Origin of the sequence: Microbacterium sp. MEJ108Y (assembly GCF_000834175.1) — a bacterium.
Lineage (GTDB): Bacteria > Actinomycetota > Actinomycetes > Actinomycetales > Microbacteriaceae > Microbacterium > Microbacterium forte.
Genome location: NZ_JXQX01000001.1, coordinates 33155 through 51685 on the forward strand (window position 1 = coordinate 33155; position 18531 = coordinate 51685).

The window sequence follows — 18531 nt, forward strand, 5'->3', positions numbered from 1 at the left end:
CTGCCCTCGGCTCTGGCCGGGGGAGGGAGGTCAGAGTCGAGGTCAGACAGAGTGGGCGAGGGGCGGCGAATCCGCCTGCCCCTCGCCAAGCGGACAAGTTACCCGAAAACCGTCCGCTGGTGGCCGGTCTGCGTCTATCTACCCTGGGACAGAGAGACCAGCCGAACGCTGAGCGTCTTACTCAGTTTCGCGGTTAGTCAAGTCGTTGTCTGTAGGTATTTTGGGGGACACGGATGCGGCCCCGGTGCGAGAAGATGGGGCATGGGAATGCGTCGAGGAACAAACCTCCCCCGTATGGGCGACTTCAATCAGTCGGTCATCCTCGAGGCCATCCGCCGGTCGGGTGAAGGACTCAGCCGGATCGAACTCGTCGAGGCGACCGGTCTCTCCGCGCAGACGATCACGAACATCACCCGGCGTCTTCTCGACGAGGGGCTCATCGCCGAAGCCGGACGGACCATCAACGGGCCGGGCAAACCGCGCGTCACGCTGCGCCTGGTGGCGGAGAGTCGCTTCTCGGTCGGCGTGCATCTCGATCCGGCCGTGATCACGTTCGTGCTGCTGAACATGACCGGCGAGGCGGTCGGTCGGAGGGTCGTGCGCACTCAGGACCGAGATCCGAGCCGTATCGTCGAGACGATGGCGAAGACGATCGAGATCCTGATCGACGAAGCGGGCATCGATCGGGATCTGGTCGCGGGAGTCGGAGTCGCTGCTCCCGGCCCGCTCGACGCCGCGAAGGGCACCGTGATCGACCCTCCGAAGCTCGACGGGTGGCACCGTGTTCCGCTGCGCTCGGTGCTCGCGGAGGCGACGGGTTTCGAGGTCACGCTCGAGAAGGACACCACCGCTGCCGCGGTGGGGGAGCTGTGGACGGGAGATGCGACGTCCGAGGGGTCTTTTCTCTTCGTGTACCTCGGCACGGGGCTGGGAGCAGCCGCCGCGCGCGACGGCGGCGTGGTTGCCGGCAGCACCCACAACTTCGGTGAGATCGGCCACATCATGGTCGACCCGGAGGGGCCGCCGTGCGCGTGCGGCTCGCGCGGCTGCGTAGAGGTGGTGTGCACTCCGCAGGCGATCGTCGAGCAGGCCGAGGCGGCGGGGGTGTTCGACGATGAGCCTCAGGGCGGAGGCGCGAACGAGGTCGACGAGCGGCTCCTGCGCCTGTGCGAGCGGGCCTCGGCAGGGGAGCTGCCGGCGCTCGGCGTGCTGCGTCGTTCTGCCGGCCATCTCGCGGTGCTGATCTCGGTGCTCACGAACGTGCTCGACGTCGATCGCGTCGTCCTCGGGGGCCCGTTCTGGGGGCCGCTCTCCGATGTCTACCTTCGTGAGATCCCCGAGCCGTTGCACCGGAGGAGCGCGACTCGCGCAGTGCGCACACTGACCGTCGACGGTGCCGTCGTCGGAGACGACGTCGGTGCGGTGGGCGCGGCCTGTGTCGTGCTCGACGCCGTTCTCACACCCCGGGCCTCGGACCTGTACCTGGAGGACTGAACGCCGTCCCGCGATTCACATACCGGTATATCGGTTACGCCCCCAGGGCTATAACTCCATTCGATGTACTATCGAAGAGATGCGCCATCTGGGGTTACAAGGTGCCAGGGGCGACGGCCCCGCATCATCGGAGGGTCGTCTGCGTGGCCCGGTAGCCGGGGGGCTCCGGGCCTCGCAGGCACTCCGTGCCCGTTGCGGTCACCCCGCGAAGCGGCCCCACGGGATGTCGCGTCGCAGCGGACGTCGCAGCGGTCGCTGCGTGCGGGCCCATGCCGACACGCGAGGCTCGTCTGCCACGGCCTCGGAAGCCTCCTGCGCGTAGGCGTCGCTCACCACCGCGATGAGAGCGGCGAGCTCCTCCTCGGTGGCGGCACCCCGAGTGATCTGCATCGTCGGCGGCTGGTGTTCCTCCGACGTCGCGTCCCGCGTTGCCCCGATGGTCACAGCGGAATGTTCCCATGCTTCTTGGGCGGCAGCTCGGCGCGCTTCCCACGGAGGGCGCGCAGCGCCTTGGCGATCGAGACCCGGGTGTTCGCGGGCTCGATGATGCCGTCGATCTCGCCGCGCTCCGCGGCGAGGAAAGGCGAGGTCACACTGTAGGTGTACTCGTTGGCGAGGCGCGTGCGCACGGCGGCGACGTCCTCGCCGGCTTCCTCGGCACGCTTGATCTCGCCGCGGTAGAGGATGTTGACCGCACCCTGACCGCCCATCACGGCGATCTCCGCCGTGGGCCAGGCGAGGTTGACATCCGCACCGAGCTGCTTCGAGCCCATCACGATGTAGGCCCCGCCGTAGGCCTTGCGGAGGATGACCGTGACCAGAGGAACCGTCGCCTCGGCGTACGCGTAGATGAGCTTCGCACCGCGGCGGATGACGCCGGTCCACTCCTGGTCGGTGCCCGGCAGGTACCCGGGCACGTCGACGAGCGTGACGATCGGGATCGAGAACGCGTCGCAGAATCGCACGAACCGGCTGGCCTTCTCGCCCGCCTCGATGTTCAGGGTTCCGGCCATCTGCGACGGCTGGTTGGCGATGATGCCGACGGAGCGGCCCTCGACACGTCCGAAGCCGATCACGATGTTCGGTGCGAAGAGCGGCTGGACCTCGATGAAGTCGCCCGCGTCGACGACGTGCTCGATCACGGTGTGGATGTCGTACGGCTGGTTGGCGGAGTCGGGGATGATCGTGTTCAGCGAGCGATCGGCATCCGTCGTCTCCCACTCGAAGCCGCTCTCGTAAGCCGGGATCTCCGCCATGTTGTTGTCGGGGAGGAACCCGAGCAGCGTGCGAGCGTAGTCGATCGCGTCGTCCTCGTCTTCGGCGAGGTAGTGGGCGACACCCGAGCGGGTGTTGTGCGTGAGGGCTCCTCCGAGCTCTTCCATGCCGACGTCCTCGCCGGTCACGGTCTTGATGACGTCGGGGCCGGTGACGAACATCTGGCTGGTCTTGTCGACCATGATCACGAAGTCCGTCAGCGCCGGGCCGTACACGGCGCCGCCGGCTGCGGGGCCCATGATGAGTGAGATCTGCGGGATGACGCCCGACGAACGGGTGTTCAGACGGAAGATCTCACCGTACTTGCTGAGCGCGAGCACGCCCTCCTGGATGCGGGCTCCGCCCGAATCGAGGATGCCGATGATCGGCATGCCGCCGGACAGCGCGAACTCCATGATCTTGATGATCTTGTCGCCCGAGACCTCGCCCAGAGAGCCGCCGAACGTGGTGAAGTCCTGCGAGTACACGGCCACGGTGCGTCCGTGGATCGTGCCGACGCCCGTGACGACCGAGTCGCCGTACGGGCGATTGCGATCCATGCCGAACGAGGTCGTGCGGTGTCGGACGTACTCGTCGAACTCGACGAAGCTCCCTGGATCGACGAGCAGTTCGATGCGCTCGCGGGCGGTCATCTTGCCCTTGGCGTGCTGCTTCTCCTGCGCGACCTTCTCAGCGTCGACAACGGCTTCGTTGTAGCGAGCGCGGAGGTCTGCGATCCTGCCGGCGGTGGTCGAGAGTTCGGGCTTGTCCGTCACGGATTCCACCCTATCGTCGGGTCGGCCTCGTCCGTTGGATGCTCGCCACAACGGGTCGCCGGATCCTTTGGCTGCTGTCGTGCAGTCGGCGCAGGTTGCGGCGGATGCCGAATCGCGTCAGTCCTGGACGACGTCCGACCTGCCGGATCCGAGCTCGCCCGGAAGATCGTGAGTTCCCGTCGGGCCGATCTCGTCGGCGCCGCTCTTGCGGCCACGACCGACGGATGCGATCTTCCGTCCTGCCCAGCCCACACCGCGTGCCGCCGATCCGGCCGCACCCGCGACGGCGCCCCCGACGAACTGCGCGCCGTGCAGCATCCGCAGTTCGAGCTTCTCCGCCCCGTCGACCGGCTCGAGCTCGAGGGGCATGTCCATCGGGGCGGCGCCGAAGGCATGATGCGATGTAGTGAGGACGCGGCGTCCGAGGATGTGGTTGCCCGCGCCACCCACGGCGGCACCGACTCCGAACGGCAGCGCCTTGCCGATGAAGGATGCTCCGCCCTTCGCGGCGAACTGCTTCACGAACCGGGTCTTGAGCTGGTCGACCAGCGGTCCGACAGCGGCCCGAGGAAGCGACTTGGTCACCGTCTCACCCCAGTACGACGATCGCGTGCCGCCGCGACCCGTCGCCTGTCCTGCCAGCTGTCCGACCAGCGCCACGCCCTCTTTGCCGAGCATCAGGGTCATGACCAGTGCCCTGGCCCTGTCGGGGTTGGAAACCGCGATCCCATGGACCTCGGCGACCGACTGCGCGAACAGTGCGGTCGATTCGACGAACCCCACGGTCTCGACCCCTGAGAGGGCGAGGGTGATGCCTGTGCCGATGCCGGGAACGACGGCGGTCGCGCCGACGGCGGCACCGCCGGTCGTGACAGCCGCGAGGTAGCGACGCTCGAGGATGCGGATGATCTGCTCGGGCGACGCGTGCGGGTTCCTCAGGCGGATGCTGCGGATATGCGCGAGCACGAGAGGGCGCTGGATGGCGAGAACGCGATCGAGTCCTCGGACCATCAGCGGGTGCTCCGCGGAGCCCACTGGCGGCACCCCCTTGTCCCACGCGGCGTCGTCGGGGAGGGAGTGGATCTTGTGCACCTTGGGGGCCATGGAACGATCCTAGGAACCCAGACCGCGAAAACGCCGAAAGCCCGGCTCCCCTTGACGGAGCCGGGCTTTCGTGGAAGCGATCAGACGAACAGGTTCGCCCGCTCGAGGTCTTCGGCGAAGTCGACCTCGACCGCGTACAGGTCGGAGACGTCCATCGGCTCGAGAAGGAGTCCGTCCTCCGCGATCGAGAGTTCGAGGCCGCGTTCGAAGTAGTCCTGGTCCTCGACCCGCTGCAGCTGACGCATGAACGCCTTCTTGTTCGCGGACGAGATGTAGTTGATGCCCACGGCCTCGCCGAGGCCGCCCTTGACGGTCTTGGAGAGCTCGTTGATGAAGCCCTCGGCGGTGACCGTGTACTTCACCTCTTCGTCGCTGACCTTGGAGGTGTTGACGGTGACGAACGACTGGTCGCGCTCGATGTAGGCGGCCGCCCGACCCAGGATCATCGGGTCGAAGACCACGTCGCCGTTCATCCAGAGCACGCCGGACTTGCCCGTAGCGCTGAGGGCGCGCAGCAGGCTCTTCGAGGTGTTGGTCTCGTCGTAGCGCTCGTTGTGCACGTAGTTGACGTTCGGGAATGCTTCGATGATGGTCTCGGCGCGGTATCCGACGACGGCGGTGATGCGGGCGTCCGATCCGAAGGCGGCGCGGATGTTGTCGTGCTGCTGGCCCATGATCGTGCGGCCGTCGCTCAGCTCCGTGAGCGGCTTCGGCAGCGCACGGCCCAGGCGCGAGCCCATGCCTGCTGCGAGGATGACGGTCTGAAGAGTCACGAGTGCTCCTAAAGGAAGTATGTGTTCACGGTCGGTTCACCGACCAGACACTTCGTCGTGCCGAGAGTCATGCTAGCGATCAAGCCTGGGAAGCCCCGGGGGTTGAGGTCGCTGTTGCCAATTCGTGATCCAGTACACACCCAACACTCAGATTCGTCCAGATCGGGGCGACGAGAGGTCGGTCTGACGATCCGAAGGGCGATTTGTTGCGGCGACCCGAAGAAAGTCGGCACCCGTTGATACCGTAGGACGGTGACTGCTTCTTCCTCCGACGACCGCACCGATCAGGTGGCTGACGCCGCGCCCGCCGCCCCGAAGAAGACTCCCGCCCGCAAGGCCCCCGCGAAGAAGACGACCGGCACACGTGCTCCGTCGAAGGCCGCAGCCGACAGGGCCGCGGCGACCGTCGAGGTGGTCGCCGAGCCGGCGTTGAAGATCGACCGGAGCTCCGCAAGCTCCGGTCCGCGATCCGCAGGATCGAAGAAGACGACGACCGCTGCGGCGCGCGCGGCCGCAGCCAAGAACTCGACGCGCGACACGACGGCTCGTGCGGCTGCGGCGAAGTCCGCTTCGGCACGTTCCGCAGCGACCACGGCGACGACAGCCAAGACCGCCGCTGCCAAGGCCGCCGCTGCGAAGACCCCCGCTGCGAAGACGGCTGCCTCGAAGACCGCTGCCTCAGGCACGTCGAACACGTCGGCCGCGAAGACCGCCGCCGCGAAGACCGCCGCGGCCAAGGCGGCCTCAGAGAAGAGCGCTGCGGCGAAGTCGGCGGCGCGCACCTCTGCCGCGAGAACAGCAGCGGCGAAGACCGCGGCAGCGAAGGCAGCGGCAGCGAAGGCGGCCGCTGCCAAGGCGGCTGCGGCGAAGGAGTCGGCAGTCGAGGCTGAGAACACTGTGGCGATCGAGGCCGTCGCTGTGGACACAACGGGAGCTGATGTGACCACGGCCGACGCGGATCCACGCGAGCTCGGCGTCACTGAGTCAGACACGACGGGCGAGGTTCTCGAAGAGAATGCCGCTGTCGAGACGCGCATCGAGACCCCCATCGAGACCCCGTCGCTGCCGCTGACGACCGAGGCGGCGGCATCCTCCGACGCGGTCGCCGTCGAGAGCGAAGACGATGCGACGTCCGCGCCCGTCGAGTCGACTCCGAGCACGCGATCCGCAGACGAAGCGTCGGCCGATCCTGCCCTCGACACGTCACCGGTCGAAGGCGCCACGGCGGAAGCCGAGCCGGTCATCGAGTCCGCTGAGGAGCCGACCGTCGACGAGGACGCGACATCCGAGTTCGTCGACGCCGTGTCCGATACGGATGAGACGGATGAGGCCGTCGGCGGAATCGAGGAGGCATCCGGCTCCGAAGCCATCCGCATCCGCGGCCTCGTGAAGAGCTTCGGCGACCACACCGCGGTCAACGGCATAGATCTCACTGTGCCCGCAGGGTCGTTCTACGGCATCGTCGGTCCCAACGGTGCGGGCAAGACGACGACGCTCTCGATCGTGGCGGGCCTTCTGCGTGCCGACGCGGGCGACATCGCGATCTGCGGCATCGATCAGTCGGCGAAGCCGCTCGCTGCGAAGCGCATGATGGGCGTGCTGCCCGATCGCCTCCGCACGTTCGACCGGCTCACCGGGCGGCAGCTCCTCTATTACTACGGGCTGCTGCGGGGGCTCGCATCGGCGGTGATCGAGAAGCGCGTCGCCGACCTCGCACGAGCCTTCGACCTCGGAGAGGCGCTGAACCGCGTCGTCTCCGACTACTCGGCCGGCATGACGAAGAAGATCATGCTCGCGGGTGCGATGATCCACTCGCCGCGCGTCCTGGTGCTCGACGAGCCCTTCGAGGCCGTCGACCCGGTGTCCTCCGCGGTGATCCTGGACATCCTGCGGGCCTATGTCTCGCACGGTGGAACGGTGGTCCTCTCGAGCCACGGCATGGACCTCGTCGAGCGCGTCTGCTCGCGCGTGGCGATCATCGTCGGGGGAGAGGTGCTCGCCGAAGGCACGATCGATGAGGTCCGCGCAGGGCAGACGCTCGAAGCGCGGTTCGTCGAACTCTCCGGTGGCATCGGAGAGGTGGAGGGGCTCGAGTGGCTGCACACGTTCTCCGACTGAGGGCGGCGCTCCTGATCGGATCGCTTCGCGGCGAACGTCGGGTCCGCACCCTGGTCATGCTCGCTGTCGTGGTGGTTCTGACGGCTGTGGTCTGCGCTGCGGTCCTCAGCCTCGACGACTCCCCTGTCGCTGTCGCGCGCACGGTCATCGTGCTCGGCAGCGCCGCTCTGCTCCTCGGGTTCCTGGTCGGGCCGATCCTCGTGGGTGCCGTCGACCAGCTCGATCCCCGGCGTTTCGCGGTGTTCGGGGTCGATGAGCGGCAGATGCCCTGGATCCTCACCCTCGCCTCGTTCGTCAGCGTCCCGAGCCTTGCCCTGATCGCAGTGAACATCAGCGTGTGCATCGTGGCGATCAGGCTCGGCGCACCCTGGTTCGTCGCGGTGCTGATGAGCGTCGTCAGCCTGTTGTCGACGATCCTCTCGGCGCGCATCGGCATGGCGGTCAACGCGCTGCTGCTGCCGGAGCGTCGGTCGCGCGAGCTCACCGCGCTCTTCGCACTGGCCGTGATCGTGATCGCGTTCCCCGTCGCCGTGTTCCTCGCCTCGCTCAAGTGGGACGGGCAGGTTCCTGCGGCGGTCGCGTCGCTGACGGCGACGATCGGGTTCACCCCGTTGGCGGCGTCGTCGCGGTTCCTCTTCTCCTTCGCGACAAACGATGTCGCCGGAAACTGGATCAGCGGCATCGTGGCCCTCGTCACCATCCTGGTGCTCTGCGTGGCGTGGTCGTGGCTGGTGCGCAGACTGCTCACCACCACAGAGCGGCCCGTGACCCTGCGGGAGCGCTCGGGCCTCGGCTGGTTCGGCCTGCTCCCGTCGAACGCCTTCGGTGCGATCGCCTCGCGCAGCCTGGTCTACTGGCTGCGCGACCGCAGGTACATCATGAACCTCATCGTCGTCCCCGTCGCGGGCGTGCTCACCGTGCTGCCTCTCCTCGTCGCCGGAGTGCCGCTCGAGATCGCTGCGCTCGTTCCGGTCCCGGTGATGGCCCTGTTCTTCGGGTGGCTCCCGCACAACGACGTCGCCTACGATTCCACGGCGTTGTGGACGCACGTGGCCAGCGGCGTCCGCGGCATCGCCGATCGTCTCGGACGACTCGTCCCGGTCATACTCGTGGCTGTTCCCGTGCTCGCCATCGCCGTTCCCCTCACGCTGCTGTGGATCGACGACTGGCGTCTGCTCCTTCCGCTCACCGGCCTCGGGGCCAGCCTCCTGCTGTCGGCACTCGGATTCTCGAGCATCGTCTCGGTGATCGCTCCCTACGCCGTGTCGCGTCCGGGCGACAGCCCGTTCCAGCAGCCGCAGCGGCCGACGTCGCGCGGTGCATACGGCCCCGCCGCGGCGTTCCTCGGCGCGATCGTGGTGAGCGTGCCGACCATCTGGCTGCTCGTGCTCACGATGCTCGAGGGGTCGCAGTTCGCTCCCGCGACGTTCTGGGCGGGACTCGCGACCGGCATCGCGGTCTTCGCGATCGGCGTCGGTGTGGGCGGGCGCATCTTCGAGCATGAGGGCGAGCGGCTGATGGAGTTCGTCGAGACCGCGTGACAGCCGCCCCACGGGGCGCGTGCGCGGCTAGACTCTCGGCATGAGTACTCCGCTGGACAGCCCCGATCAGGGCGGCGTGGCAACGCTTGATCGCGAACTGGAAGAACTCCTCCGCGAGGAGAACCTCGAGCCGGGCGATCACGAGCGCTTCTCGCACTACGTCAAGAAGGACAAGATCCTCGAATCGGCGATCACCGGCAAGCCGGTGCGCGCACTGTGCGGCAAGAAGTGGACGCCGGGTCGCGACCCCGAGAAGTTCCCGATCTGCCCCACGTGCAAGGAGATCTACGAGACGATGGTCGGCTGAGTCTGCGCCGACTCGCCGGCAGTCAGCTCGCGTCGACGAAGACGGTGGGGATCGCCGGGTCGGACTTGCTGAGCGCGAGCGCCCGTACAGGAAGCTCCTCCCGCACCCGAAGGTGATGTGCCCGAGCGGAAGCGGTGCCTTCGGCACCTTCGAACGCCGTGTCGATCTCTCCGCCCTCGACGAAGGTCGTCTGCAGCGCCCGCCCGTCCGCATGCTCCGCCGGGGTGTCGAGCTCTTCGAAGCCGTCTGAGACGACGACCGTCTCAGCCTCGGCGACGCCGTCGACGAGAGTGCGGAATGCGGCCTTGCGCCCGCCGTGGGATGCCTTGTCGGTCGAGGCCTTGGCCACTCCGATCCACGCTCCGCTCGGATCCTGGCGAGCCACGAGCTTGTAGACCATGCTCGCCGTGGGGTATCCGGAGCCCGTGACCACTGAGGTGCCCACACCGTACGCGTCGACCGGTGACGCCGCCAGCGCGGCGATCGCATACTCGTCGAGATCGCTCGTGACCGTGATGCGCGTGCCCGTCGCACCGAGCTCGTCGAGCTGTGCCCGCACCTCTGCGGCGACGATCGGCAGGTCGCCCGAGTCGATCCGCACACCGCCGAGGCCGGTGCCGGCCACGCGGATGGCCGTCTCGACGCCCGTGCGGATGTCGTAGGTGTCGACGAGCAGGGTCGTATCGGTGCCGAGGCTGTCGATCTGCGAGCGGAAGGCCTCTTCCTCGGTCTCGTGCAGCAGGGTCCACGAGTGCGCGGCGGTGCCCATCGTCGGGATTCCCCAGCGACGTCCGGCCTCGAGGTTGCTCGTCGCGCGGAAGCCGGCGATGTATGCGGCGCGGGCCGCCGCGACCGCCGACTGCTCTGCCGCGCGGCGTGATCCCATCTCGGCGAGCGGTCGCTCGCCGGCGGCGATGCTCATGCGTGATGCTGCAGTGGCGACGGCCGAATCGTGGTTGAGGACGCTGAGAGCCAGCGTCTCGAGCACGACGGCGTCGGCGAAGCTGCCCTCGACCGTCAGGATCGGAGACCCGGGGAAGTACAGCTCGCCCTCGCGGTAGCCCCGGATCGAGCCGGTGAAGCGGTAGTTCTCGAGATAGGTGAGCGACTCGGCATCCACGACGTCGTTGTCGCGCAGGAAGCGCAGCTCGTCGTCTCCGAAGCGGAACTCGCGCAGCAGCGTGAGCAGGCGGCCGGTGCCGGCCACGACGCCGAAGCGGCGGCCTCCGGACAATCGCCGGGAGAACAGTTCGAACACACTGGGTCGTGATGCCGTGCCGTCGCGAAGCGCGGCGGCGAGCATGGTGAGTTCGTAACGATCGGTCAGAAGCGCCGTGGACGTCGTCATCCGCTCAGCTTAGTGACGACACCCGCACGGGTTGCTGAGCATGACGCGCTCGCGCGCAGGTAGGCTGGGTAGTCATGAACGACGCCCCGATCGGAATCTTCGACTCCGGTGTCGGCGGACTCACGGTGGCACGTGCCATCCGAGCCCAGCTGCCCCGGGAATCGTTCGTCTACATCGGCGACACGGCACACTCCCCGTACGGTCCGAAGCCCATCGCGGACGTGCGGCGGTACGGCCTCGAAGTCCTCGACACACTGGTCGAGCAGGGCGTCAAGATGCTCGTGATCGCGTGCAACACCGCGTCCTCAGCCATGCTCCGCGATGCCAGGGAGCGGTATGACATCCCTGTCGTCGAGGTGATCGGTCCGGCGGTGCGCCGAGCCGTCTCGACGACGCGCAACGGCCGCGTCGGTGTCATCGGCACTGTCGGCACGATCGGGTCGCGTGCCTACCAGGACATGCTCGAGGTGAACGAGCGCCTCGAGGTGTTCACCGCCGCGTGCCCTCGTTTCGTGGAGTTCGTCGAAGGGGGCATCACCGGAACGCCGGAGGTGCTCGCGACCGCCGAGGAGTACCTCGCACCGCTTCGGGATGCCGACGTCGACACGCTGGTGCTCGGGTGCACGCACTACCCGTTCCTCCGCGGTGCGATCAGCTACGTGATGGGGGAGGGGGTCACGCTCGTGTCCAGTGACGACGAGACCGCCGGTGATGTGTACCGTCAGCTCGTGCGGGGCGACCTTCTCGCCTCTCCCGACGCCACGGCGTCGTACGTCTACGAGGCGACCGGCGACTCGACGACCGAGTTCACCGCCCTCGCCAACCGTCTGATGGGCCGGGAGGTGCGCGACGTCCAGCTCGTGCAGACCGGCGTCATCACCCTCCCCGCGACGGCCTCCGGGTCGTAGCTCTCCCGCAGCACCCGCTTCATCCACCTCCACCCGAAGGAAACCCATGACCAGCATCGTCCGCGCCGACGGCCGTTCCACCGACCAGCTCCGCGAGATCACGATCGAGCGCGGATGGAGCAGCCACGCCGAGGGATCGGCCCTGATCAGCTTCGGCGGAACCAAGGTGCTGTGCACGGCGTCGTTCACGAACGGCGTCCCTCGCTGGCTCACCGGCAAGGGCAAGGGGTGGGTCACGGCCGAGTACTCGATGCTTCCTCGCGCGACGAACAGCCGCAACGACCGTGAGAGCGTCAAGGGCCGCATCGGCGGACGCACGCACGAGATCTCCCGACTGATCGGTCGCGCGCTTCGCGCCGTTGTCGACACCAAGGCTCTCGGCGAGAACACGATCGTCATCGACTGCGACGTGCTGCAGGCTGACGGAGGGACGCGCACGGCCGCGATCACCGGAGCATACGTCGCGCTGGCAGACGCGATCGAGTGGGGCCGGGAGAAGAAGTTCATCGGCAAGAACGCGACGCCGCTGCTCGATTCGGTGGCGGCGATCTCGGTCGGCATCATCGACGGCGAGCCCATGCTCGATCTCGCATACGTCGAGGACGTCCGCGCCGAGACCGACATGAACATCGTCGTCACCGGTCGTGGGCTCTTCGTCGAGGTGCAGGGCACGGCAGAGGGGGCGCCGTTCGACAAGCGCGAGCTCGACGCCCTGCTCGATCTGGGCGTCGCGGGCTGCGCCGACCTGAAGGACCACCAGCTGAAGGCTCTCGCGGGCTGATGAGGGTCGTCCTGGCCACTCACAATCCGCACAAGGTCGCGGAGTTCCAGCAGATCGTGGCGTCTGCGCGCCCTGATCTCGAGATCATCGCGTATGACGGCCCGGAGCCGGTCGAGGACGGCGTCACCTTCGCCGAGAACGCGCTCATCAAGGCGCGAGCCGCTGCGCGGCACACGGGTCTCGCGGCCCTCGCGGACGACTCGGGCATCTGCGTCGATGTGCTCGGTGGGTCGCCCGGGGTGTTCTCGGCCTATTGGGCGGGGCAGAAGAAGGACGCCGCGGCCAACCTCGAACTGCTGCTCGACCAGCTGCATGACATCGCCGACCCGCATCGCGTCGCTCACTTCAACTCGACGATCGCACTCGTCACGCCGGATGGGCGCGAGCACGTGGTCGTGGGCAACTGGCCTGGTCGTCTCGCGACCGAGGCATCGGGCGGGGGCGGCTTCGGATACGACCCGATCTTCATCCCCGACGGCCAGGCCGCGGGGGCCGAGCGCACGGTCGGGGATCTCAGCGCGGAGGAGAAGCAGGCGCAGTCGCACCGCGCCCGCGCTTTCGTCGAGCTGCTGCCTCTGCTCGCTGATCTCTGAGCCGAACGCAACCACTACGCTTGACGTACTTCATGCGTAGTGGTTATGGTGGTCGGCATGAGAGATCTCACCTACTACATCGGAGTGACCCTCGACGGGTTCATCGCAGGCCCCGACGATGAGGTCGATTTCTACCCGGTGACCCCTGCCTTCGCCGAAGTCCTGGGCACGGAGTTCGCCGACATCCAACCGGCCCACGTCCGCGCCGCGGGCGGAGGCGAAGACGAACCGCTGACCCGGTTCGACACGGTCGTCATGGGACGACGCACCTACGAGCCCGCGCTGCAGGTCGGCATCACCGATCCCTATGCGCACCTGCGCACGGTCGTGTTCAGCCGCTCGCTCGACGATCCGGGCGAAGCCAATGTCGAGGTCGTGAGCACCGATCCCGTCGAGCGGGTTCGGCAGCTCAAGGCGGAGGACGGGCTCGGCATCTATCTCGCGGGCGGTGCGTCGCTCGCGGGGGTCCTCCTCGACGAGATCGATCGCCTGATCGTCAAGAAGTACCCGGTGATCGCCGGCACCGGCATCCCGATGGCACGCCACCCGTTCTCCCCGACGCGGTTCGCACTCGATCAGGTGCGCTCGTTCGACAACGGCTGCGTCGTGCTCGAGTACTCCCGGTCCCGCTGACGAATCGACTACTGAGAATCATCACCATTCCCGACTGGGCGGATCCCCGCCCACTCGCGTGAGAGCCGGTCTAGCCTGGAGACATGCACGATCATGCGCCCGCCGCCGGCGGCATCCGCTCGGCCAGCCATCGCCGCCTGCTGGCGATCTCGCTGACCCTGACCGCGACCATCATGGTCGTGCAGGTCGTGGGTGCGATCTTCACCGGTTCGCTCGCGCTGCTGGCCGACGCCGCCCACATGTTCACGGATGCGTCGGCTCTCGTGATCGCGCTCATCGCCGCCGCCGTCGCCGCGCGTCCGGCGGATGACCGACGTACTTTCGGATATCAGCGAGCCGAGGTGTTCGGAGCGCTGATCAACGCGATCATCCTGATCCTGCTTGCAGGCTGGGTCGCATTCGAAGCGGTGGGACGGCTGCTGAACCCGGGCGAGACCGAGGTCGTGGGCGGGCTGATGCTGGTCGTCGCGGTCGTGGGCCTCGTCGCGAACGCGATCTCGATGTGGCTGCTCAGCCGAGCACAGCGCACCAGCATGAACGTCCGCGGAGCCTACCTCGAGGTGATGGGCGACCTGATCGGGTCGGCGATGGTGATCATCGCGGCGATCGTGATCGTGACCACCGGATGGATGCCCGCGGATGCGATCGCCTCACTGATGATCGCGGTGCTGATCATCCCCCGGGCGATCTCGCTTCTTCGCGAGGTGTTCTCGGTGCTCTCCGAATCGGCGCCGAAGGGCACCGCGGTCAGCGAGATCCGCCAGCATCTGCTCGACTACGACGGCGTGATCGGAGTGCACGACGTGCATGTCTGGCAGCTCACGCGCGGCGCGCCCGTGTTCAGCGCACATGTCAGCGTGGACCCCGCTCTGCTGGCCGACGGACGCTCGACGAAGCTGCTCAATGATCTGCAGTCGTGCCTGGCGCACCACTTCGATGTCGCACATTCGACGTTCCAGATCGAGCCGGCCGAGCAGTCGGACTGCGAGCCGCATCACGCCTGAGGCGTCAGGCCTCGACGACGACCTCTGCGGGTGCCTTGTCGGGGCGCAGCCCTCGCCAACGCGAATGCCGGAGCACTCCGTCGGGAGTCCAGTTCGCGAACTCGACTTCGCCCACGAGCTCCGGCTCGACCCACAGAGCGTCCGAGGCATCGAGAGCCGGGACGCCGTCGAGCGGCGCCGACTCGACGCGCAGGGTCGCGAGGCGAGCGAGCAGGTCGCGCAGCATCCGGTCGGTGAAGCCCGTGCCCACGCGACCGACGTACCTCAGCCGACCTTCGTCGGGTACCGCGAGCAGCAGTGAGCCGAACGTCCCCTCGCGGTCGCCCTTGCCCGGACGGATGCCGACGATCACGACCTCCTGCATCCGCGTGTGCTTGAGCTTGAGCCACGAGGGTGAGCGCTGACCAGGACGATAGCGCGACGCCGGATCCTTGACGACGACACCTTCGAGGCCGAACTCGTCGCTCGCAGCGAGAGCCGCATCGAGGTCGTCGAACACGGGCGGCACCTGCACGGGCGCGTCGAGGTCGGAGATGACGTCCTCGAGCAGGGTGCGTCGCTGCGAGAGCGGCATCGAGCTGAGGTCGTGGCCGTCGAGCCGCAGCAGATCGAAGACCATGTAGACGATCGGGGTGCGCACGACCTCGCGCTCGATCTCGCGCGGTCGAGTCAGGTGCATGCGGTTCTGCAGCATCGAGAAGCTCGGCCTGCCGTGCGCGTCGAACGCCACGATCTCGCCGTCGATGATCGCGTCGGCCACCGGCAGGAAGGGCGCGCCGTCGGCCGTCAGCTCGGGGTACCGGGCTGTGATGTCTGTGCCGCTGCGGGCGTGCAGCAGCATCCGGCCGTCGGCCCAGGTGCCGATCGCGCGGATGCCGTCCCATTTGACCTCGACCCACGAGGGCGAGCTGAGGCCGCGCGCGATGGCCGGTGTGCCGTTCTCGGCGAGCATGGGGGAGACGGATGCAGGGGACCCTGGTGCGGACGCGCTCGCTGCCCCGGTGATTCGCGGTCGGTGACGCGGGAAAGCCGGTCGTGTGGCTGTCGTATCTGCGGGCACCTGCTCTGACTTCGCCTCGACCCGGCGCGGGCGCTCGGGGGGATGCTCGGTGCGAAGAGGTGCGAGTGGATCCAGCCCCGATTCCGCCCGCTCGAGCACGCTCGCGAAGTCGAGCTGCGCCAGATCGGGATCGTCGAGCTCCTCCCAGGTGCGAGGCGCTGCCACCCACGGCTGCGCTCGTCCTCGCAGGGAGTACGGCGAGATCGTGGTCTTCTTGCCGTTGTTCTGGCTCCAGTCGAGGAAGACCTTGCCCCCGCGTGCGGCCTTGGCCATGGTGCTCGTGGCGAGATCCGGATGCTCGGTCTCGATGAGCCGGGCGATCTCCTTGACGACCGACGAGATCTCGTCGCTGGTCTGCTGACCCGGCAGCGCCGCGTACAGGTGGATGCCCTTGCTGCCGCTCGTGACGGGCACCGGCACGAGACCGATGTCAGTCAGCAGGGCGCGGGCGATGCGGGCGACCTCGGCGCACTGCGCGAGCCCGACTCCGGGGCCAGGGTCGAGGTCGAGCACGAGACGATCGGGTGTGCCGGGCAGGCCATCCGTGTCGAAGCGCCACTGAGGAACATGGAGCTCGATCGCCGCGACCTGAGCGAGCCAGACCAGGGTCGGCACGTCCTCGACGAGGGGGTAGGCCTTGGGGCCGTCGGAGTGCTGGATCTCCTGTCGGGGTATCCAGCTCGGAGCGCCGGGTTCGAGCTGCTTCGTGAAGAACGCGTCGGCGGGAGCATCGGCGGTTCCGACTCCCTCGACCCAGCGCTTGCGGGTGACCGGGCGTCCGTCGAGCAGCGGCAGGATGTGGGGCGCGATCGCCGTGTAGTAGGCGATGATCTCGCCCTTCGTGGTGCCGGTCTCGGGGTAGACGACCTTGTCGAGGTTCGTGATGCGCAGTCGACGACCGTCGATCTGCACGTTCTGCGCCTCCGGAGCCATAGCGCCAGCGTAGTCAAGGTACTGGCCCCCACCGGGGCGGCTGGTGTTCACTGGGGGCATGAGAACGATCTGGAAGGGCGCGCTGACCTTCGGCCTCGTGAACGTGCCGGTCAAGGTGTATTCCGCGACTGAAGACCACGACGTGCCGCTGCATCAGGTGCACGAGAAGGACGGCGGACGCATCCGGTATCAGCGCACGTGCGAGGTGTGCGGCGAGACCGTGGCCTACGCCGACATCGATCGCGCCTACGTCGACGAGGGGCAGACGGTGGTTCTCACCAAGGACGATCTCGCGGCGCTCCCGGCCGAGAAGAGCCGAGAGATCGACGTCGTCGAGTTCGTGCCCTCCGACCAGGTCGACCTGCTCACCCTCGACAAGCCGTATTACCTCGAGCCCGACTCGAAGTCGCCCAAGGCCTACGTGCTTCTGCGCAGGACGCTCGAGCAGACCGACCGCACCGCGATCGTGCGGTTCACGCTCCGTCAGAAGACCCGCCTCGCTGCGCTCCGCGTGCGGGGCAAGGTGCTGGTGCTGCAGACGCTGCTGTGGGCCGATGAGGTGCGCGAGGCGGCGTTCCCGGCTCTGGATGAGGATGTGCGGATCTCTAAGAAGGAACTCGAGCTCTCGGCTTCACTCGTCGACAGCTACTCGGCCGACTTCGACCCCGAGTCGTTCGTCGACGAGTATCAGAAGGAGCTGCGCACTCTGATCGACGCGAAGATCGAGGCGGGCGACACGTTCGACGTCTCGGAGACCTTCGGCGAGGCCGAGGACGACTCGAAGAGCGGCGAGGTCATCGACCTGATGGAGGCGCTGCGCGCCAGCGTCGCTCGCACGAAGGCCGCGCGCTCGGAGTCGTCAGACAAGAAGGAGAGCACCAAGAAGAGCCCGACCAAGAAGAAGGCGGGCTGAGTCCTCAGCCCGCCTCTCTCAGTCGTTCGGGATCAGTGCTTGCCGTCGCCGTCGAAGTCGGGAGCGCGGTCGAAGACCTCGGGGTCGAGCGCGAGCTCTTCGGCCTCGGCGGCGTCGGTCTCACCCTCGCCGGCCGCAGCCTCCTTCTTGGCCTTGTGGCGCTCCGAGAAGTAGTGCCAGACGGTGATCAGCGCGGTGCCACCGACGGCAGCGAGGAGGATCAGGTCGATGTAGCTCTCGACGAAGTGCGCGACCGGCGGGATGAACCCGATGGCGTAGCCGAACATCGTCAGACCGAAGCCCCAGAGGATGGCGCCGATCAGGTTGTACAGCGTGTAGCGGCGCCACGGCATGTGGCCCACACCGGCCGCGACCGGGGCGAAGGTGCGCACGATCGGCACGAAACGGGCGAGGATGACCGTGATGCCGCCGAAGCGCTCGAAGAAGGCGTTCGTCCGCTCGACGTTCTTCTTGCTGAAGAGCCCTGATTCCTTGCGTTCGAAGACTGCCGGTCCGCCCTTGTGGCCGATCAGATAGCCGACCTCACCGCCGACGAACGCCGACAGGCCGATGAGCAGTGCGACGATCCACACGTTGATGCCGAAGACTCCGTGCTCCGAACCCGCGAGCGGGTGCGACAGCAGGCCCGAGATCACGAGCAGCGTGTCGCCCGGAAGCAGGAACCCGACCAGCAGGCCCGTCTCGGCGAAGACGATGAAGCACACCACGAGAAGCGCCCACGGCCCGGCCGATCCGATGATGGTGGCGGGGTCGAGCCAGGGGATGAGAGCGGCGTGATGCATGGATTTCCCGTCGTAGTGATGTGTGCGGCGGTACAGACACCTGTCGCGGGGAACACGACAGATCGGTGCGGAAGGTGGGACTTGAACCCACACGCCCTAGGGCACAGGAACCTAAATCCTGCGTGTCTGCCAATTCCACCACTCCCGCGCGGTGAGATAAGTCTACTGATCGGGGGATCCGTCGATGC

Annotated in this window: 18 protein-coding genes and 1 tRNA gene; 10 read left to right on the top strand and 9 right to left on the bottom strand. The window is 67.6% G+C overall.

Features of this window, described 5'->3' with window-relative positions:
- Window positions 1-294 precede the first annotated feature (294 nt).
- Window positions 295-1494, top strand: a complete 1200-nt coding sequence (locus RU09_RS00170; RefSeq protein WP_042536496.1) for an ROK family transcriptional regulator — start codon at window positions 295-297, stop codon at window positions 1492-1494.
- A 198-nt stretch (window positions 1495-1692) separates the two neighbouring features.
- On the opposite strand, the gene RU09_RS00175 is transcribed toward RU09_RS00170, so the two are convergent.
- The 5 genes from RU09_RS00175 to RU09_RS17945 all read right to left on the bottom strand — a co-directional run bounded on the left by RU09_RS00175 (window position 1693) and on the right by RU09_RS17945 (window position 6327).
- Window positions 1693-1938, bottom strand: a complete 246-nt coding sequence (locus tag RU09_RS00175) for an acyl-CoA carboxylase subunit epsilon (protein ID WP_376708822.1) — start codon at window positions 1936-1938, stop codon at window positions 1693-1695.
- A complete protein-coding gene (locus tag RU09_RS00180) occupies window positions 1935-3524 on the bottom strand; it encodes an acyl-CoA carboxylase subunit beta (protein WP_375137374.1) in 1590 nt (529 codons plus the stop codon). The genes RU09_RS00175 and RU09_RS00180 overlap by 4 nt, the downstream gene beginning before the upstream one ends.
- A 117-nt stretch (window positions 3525-3641) precedes the next feature.
- A complete protein-coding gene (locus tag RU09_RS00185) occupies window positions 3642-4628 on the bottom strand; it encodes a hypothetical protein (RefSeq protein WP_231567437.1) in 987 nt (328 codons plus the stop codon).
- An 80-nt stretch (window positions 4629-4708) separates the two neighbouring features.
- A complete protein-coding gene (locus tag RU09_RS00190; RefSeq protein ID WP_042536498.1) occupies window positions 4709-5401 on the bottom strand; it encodes a phosphocholine cytidylyltransferase family protein in 693 nt (230 codons plus the stop codon).
- A 284-nt stretch (window positions 5402-5685) separates the two neighbouring features.
- The gene (locus tag RU09_RS17945) at window positions 5686-6327 is read right to left on the bottom strand and encodes a hypothetical protein (protein ID WP_156145844.1); all 642 of its coding nucleotides are present in this window, start codon (window positions 6325-6327) and stop codon (window positions 5686-5688) included.
- A 13-nt stretch (window positions 6328-6340) separates the two neighbouring features.
- Here RU09_RS17945 and RU09_RS00200 point away from each other — a divergent pair, with 13 nt between their 5' ends.
- The 3 genes from RU09_RS00200 to RU09_RS00210 are packed head-to-tail and all read left to right on the top strand — an operon-like array spanning window position 6341 to window position 9367.
- A complete protein-coding gene (locus RU09_RS00200; protein ID WP_197065915.1) occupies window positions 6341-7519 on the top strand; it encodes an ABC transporter ATP-binding protein in 1179 nt (392 codons plus the stop codon).
- Window positions 7495-9060, top strand: coding sequence for a hypothetical protein (locus RU09_RS00205; RefSeq protein ID WP_042536499.1), 1566 nt, complete (start codon window positions 7495-7497; stop codon window positions 9058-9060). Before RU09_RS00200 ends, RU09_RS00205 begins: the two co-directional genes overlap by 25 nt.
- A gap of 40 nt (window positions 9061-9100) precedes the next feature.
- A complete protein-coding gene (locus RU09_RS00210; RefSeq protein WP_042536500.1) occupies window positions 9101-9367 on the top strand; it encodes a DUF3039 domain-containing protein in 267 nt (88 codons plus the stop codon).
- A gap of 22 nt (window positions 9368-9389) precedes the next feature.
- Here RU09_RS00210 and RU09_RS00215 read toward each other — a convergent pair whose 3' ends face one another.
- Window positions 9390-10715, bottom strand: coding sequence for a nicotinate phosphoribosyltransferase (locus RU09_RS00215; protein ID WP_042536501.1), 1326 nt, complete (start codon window positions 10713-10715; stop codon window positions 9390-9392).
- A 74-nt stretch (window positions 10716-10789) separates the two neighbouring features.
- On the opposite strand from RU09_RS00215, the gene murI reads away from it, so the two are divergent.
- From murI to RU09_RS00240, 5 genes are all read left to right on the top strand, one after another.
- Window positions 10790-11623 carry a glutamate racemase gene (gene murI / locus RU09_RS00220; RefSeq protein ID WP_042536502.1) on the top strand — a complete coding sequence of 278 codons (834 nt, stop codon included), beginning with the start codon at window positions 10790-10792 and terminating at the stop codon, window positions 11621-11623.
- 46 nt (window positions 11624-11669) lie between these two features.
- Complete coding sequence (rph, locus tag RU09_RS00225) at window positions 11670-12404, top strand: ribonuclease PH (RefSeq protein WP_042536503.1); 735 nt, start codon at window positions 11670-11672, stop codon at window positions 12402-12404.
- On the top strand, window positions 12404-12997 hold the full coding sequence (gene rdgB, locus RU09_RS00230) for an RdgB/HAM1 family non-canonical purine NTP pyrophosphatase (protein ID WP_042536504.1): 594 nt from the start codon (window positions 12404-12406) through the stop codon (window positions 12995-12997). Before rph ends, rdgB begins: the two co-directional genes overlap by 1 nt.
- 57 nt (window positions 12998-13054) lie before the next feature.
- Window positions 13055-13630, top strand: a complete 576-nt coding sequence (locus RU09_RS00235; protein ID WP_042536599.1) for a dihydrofolate reductase family protein — start codon at window positions 13055-13057, stop codon at window positions 13628-13630.
- 83 nt (window positions 13631-13713) lie between these two features.
- Window positions 13714-14634, top strand: a complete 921-nt coding sequence (locus tag RU09_RS00240; protein ID WP_042536505.1) for a cation diffusion facilitator family transporter — start codon at window positions 13714-13716, stop codon at window positions 14632-14634.
- A 4-nt stretch (window positions 14635-14638) separates the two neighbouring features.
- On the opposite strand, the gene ligD is transcribed toward RU09_RS00240, so the two are convergent.
- Window positions 14639-16627, bottom strand: a complete 1989-nt coding sequence (gene ligD / locus RU09_RS00245) for a non-homologous end-joining DNA ligase (protein ID WP_042536506.1) — start codon at window positions 16625-16627, stop codon at window positions 14639-14641.
- A gap of 58 nt (window positions 16628-16685) precedes the next feature.
- Between ligD and ku the strand changes: the two genes are divergently transcribed.
- The gene (gene ku, locus RU09_RS00250) at window positions 16686-17540 is read left to right on the top strand and encodes a non-homologous end joining protein Ku (protein ID WP_042536507.1); all 855 of its coding nucleotides are present in this window, start codon (window positions 16686-16688) and stop codon (window positions 17538-17540) included.
- A 32-nt stretch (window positions 17541-17572) separates the two neighbouring features.
- Here ku and RU09_RS00255 read toward each other — a convergent pair whose 3' ends face one another.
- The gene (locus tag RU09_RS00255) at window positions 17573-18343 is read right to left on the bottom strand and encodes a DedA family protein (protein WP_042536508.1); all 771 of its coding nucleotides are present in this window, start codon (window positions 18341-18343) and stop codon (window positions 17573-17575) included.
- A 66-nt stretch (window positions 18344-18409) separates the two neighbouring features.
- Window positions 18410-18491 (bottom strand) — tRNA-Leu (locus tag RU09_RS00260).
- Window positions 18492-18531: the final 40 nt, after the last annotated feature.

Bases quoted from the DNA above. Each gene is read 5' to 3' on its own strand.
- RU09_RS00170 (WP_042536496.1), top strand. From the start codon at position 295: ATGGGCGACTTCAATCAGTCGGTCATCCTCGAGGCCATCCGCCGGTCG.
- RU09_RS00185 (WP_231567437.1), bottom strand. From the start codon at position 4,628: ATGGCCCCCAAGGTGCACAAGATCCACTCCCTCCCCGACGACGCCGCG.
- RU09_RS00210 (WP_042536500.1), top strand. From the start codon at position 9,101: ATGAGTACTCCGCTGGACAGCCCCGATCAGGGCGGCGTGGCAACGCTT.
- RU09_RS00215 (WP_042536501.1), bottom strand. From the start codon at position 10,715: ATGACGACGTCCACGGCGCTTCTGACCGATCGTTACGAACTCACCATG.
- murI (WP_042536502.1), top strand. From the start codon at position 10,790: ATGAACGACGCCCCGATCGGAATCTTCGACTCCGGTGTCGGCGGACTC.
- rph (WP_042536503.1), top strand. From the start codon at position 11,670: ATGACCAGCATCGTCCGCGCCGACGGCCGTTCCACCGACCAGCTCCGC.
- rdgB (WP_042536504.1), top strand. From the start codon at position 12,404: ATGAGGGTCGTCCTGGCCACTCACAATCCGCACAAGGTCGCGGAGTTC.
- RU09_RS00235 (WP_042536599.1), top strand. From the start codon at position 13,055: ATGAGAGATCTCACCTACTACATCGGAGTGACCCTCGACGGGTTCATC.
- RU09_RS00240 (WP_042536505.1), top strand. From the start codon at position 13,714: ATGCACGATCATGCGCCCGCCGCCGGCGGCATCCGCTCGGCCAGCCAT.
- ligD (WP_042536506.1), bottom strand. From the start codon at position 16,627: ATGGCTCCGGAGGCGCAGAACGTGCAGATCGACGGTCGTCGACTGCGC.
- ku (WP_042536507.1), top strand. From the start codon at position 16,686: ATGAGAACGATCTGGAAGGGCGCGCTGACCTTCGGCCTCGTGAACGTG.
- RU09_RS00255 (WP_042536508.1), bottom strand. From the start codon at position 18,343: ATGCATCACGCCGCTCTCATCCCCTGGCTCGACCCCGCCACCATCATC.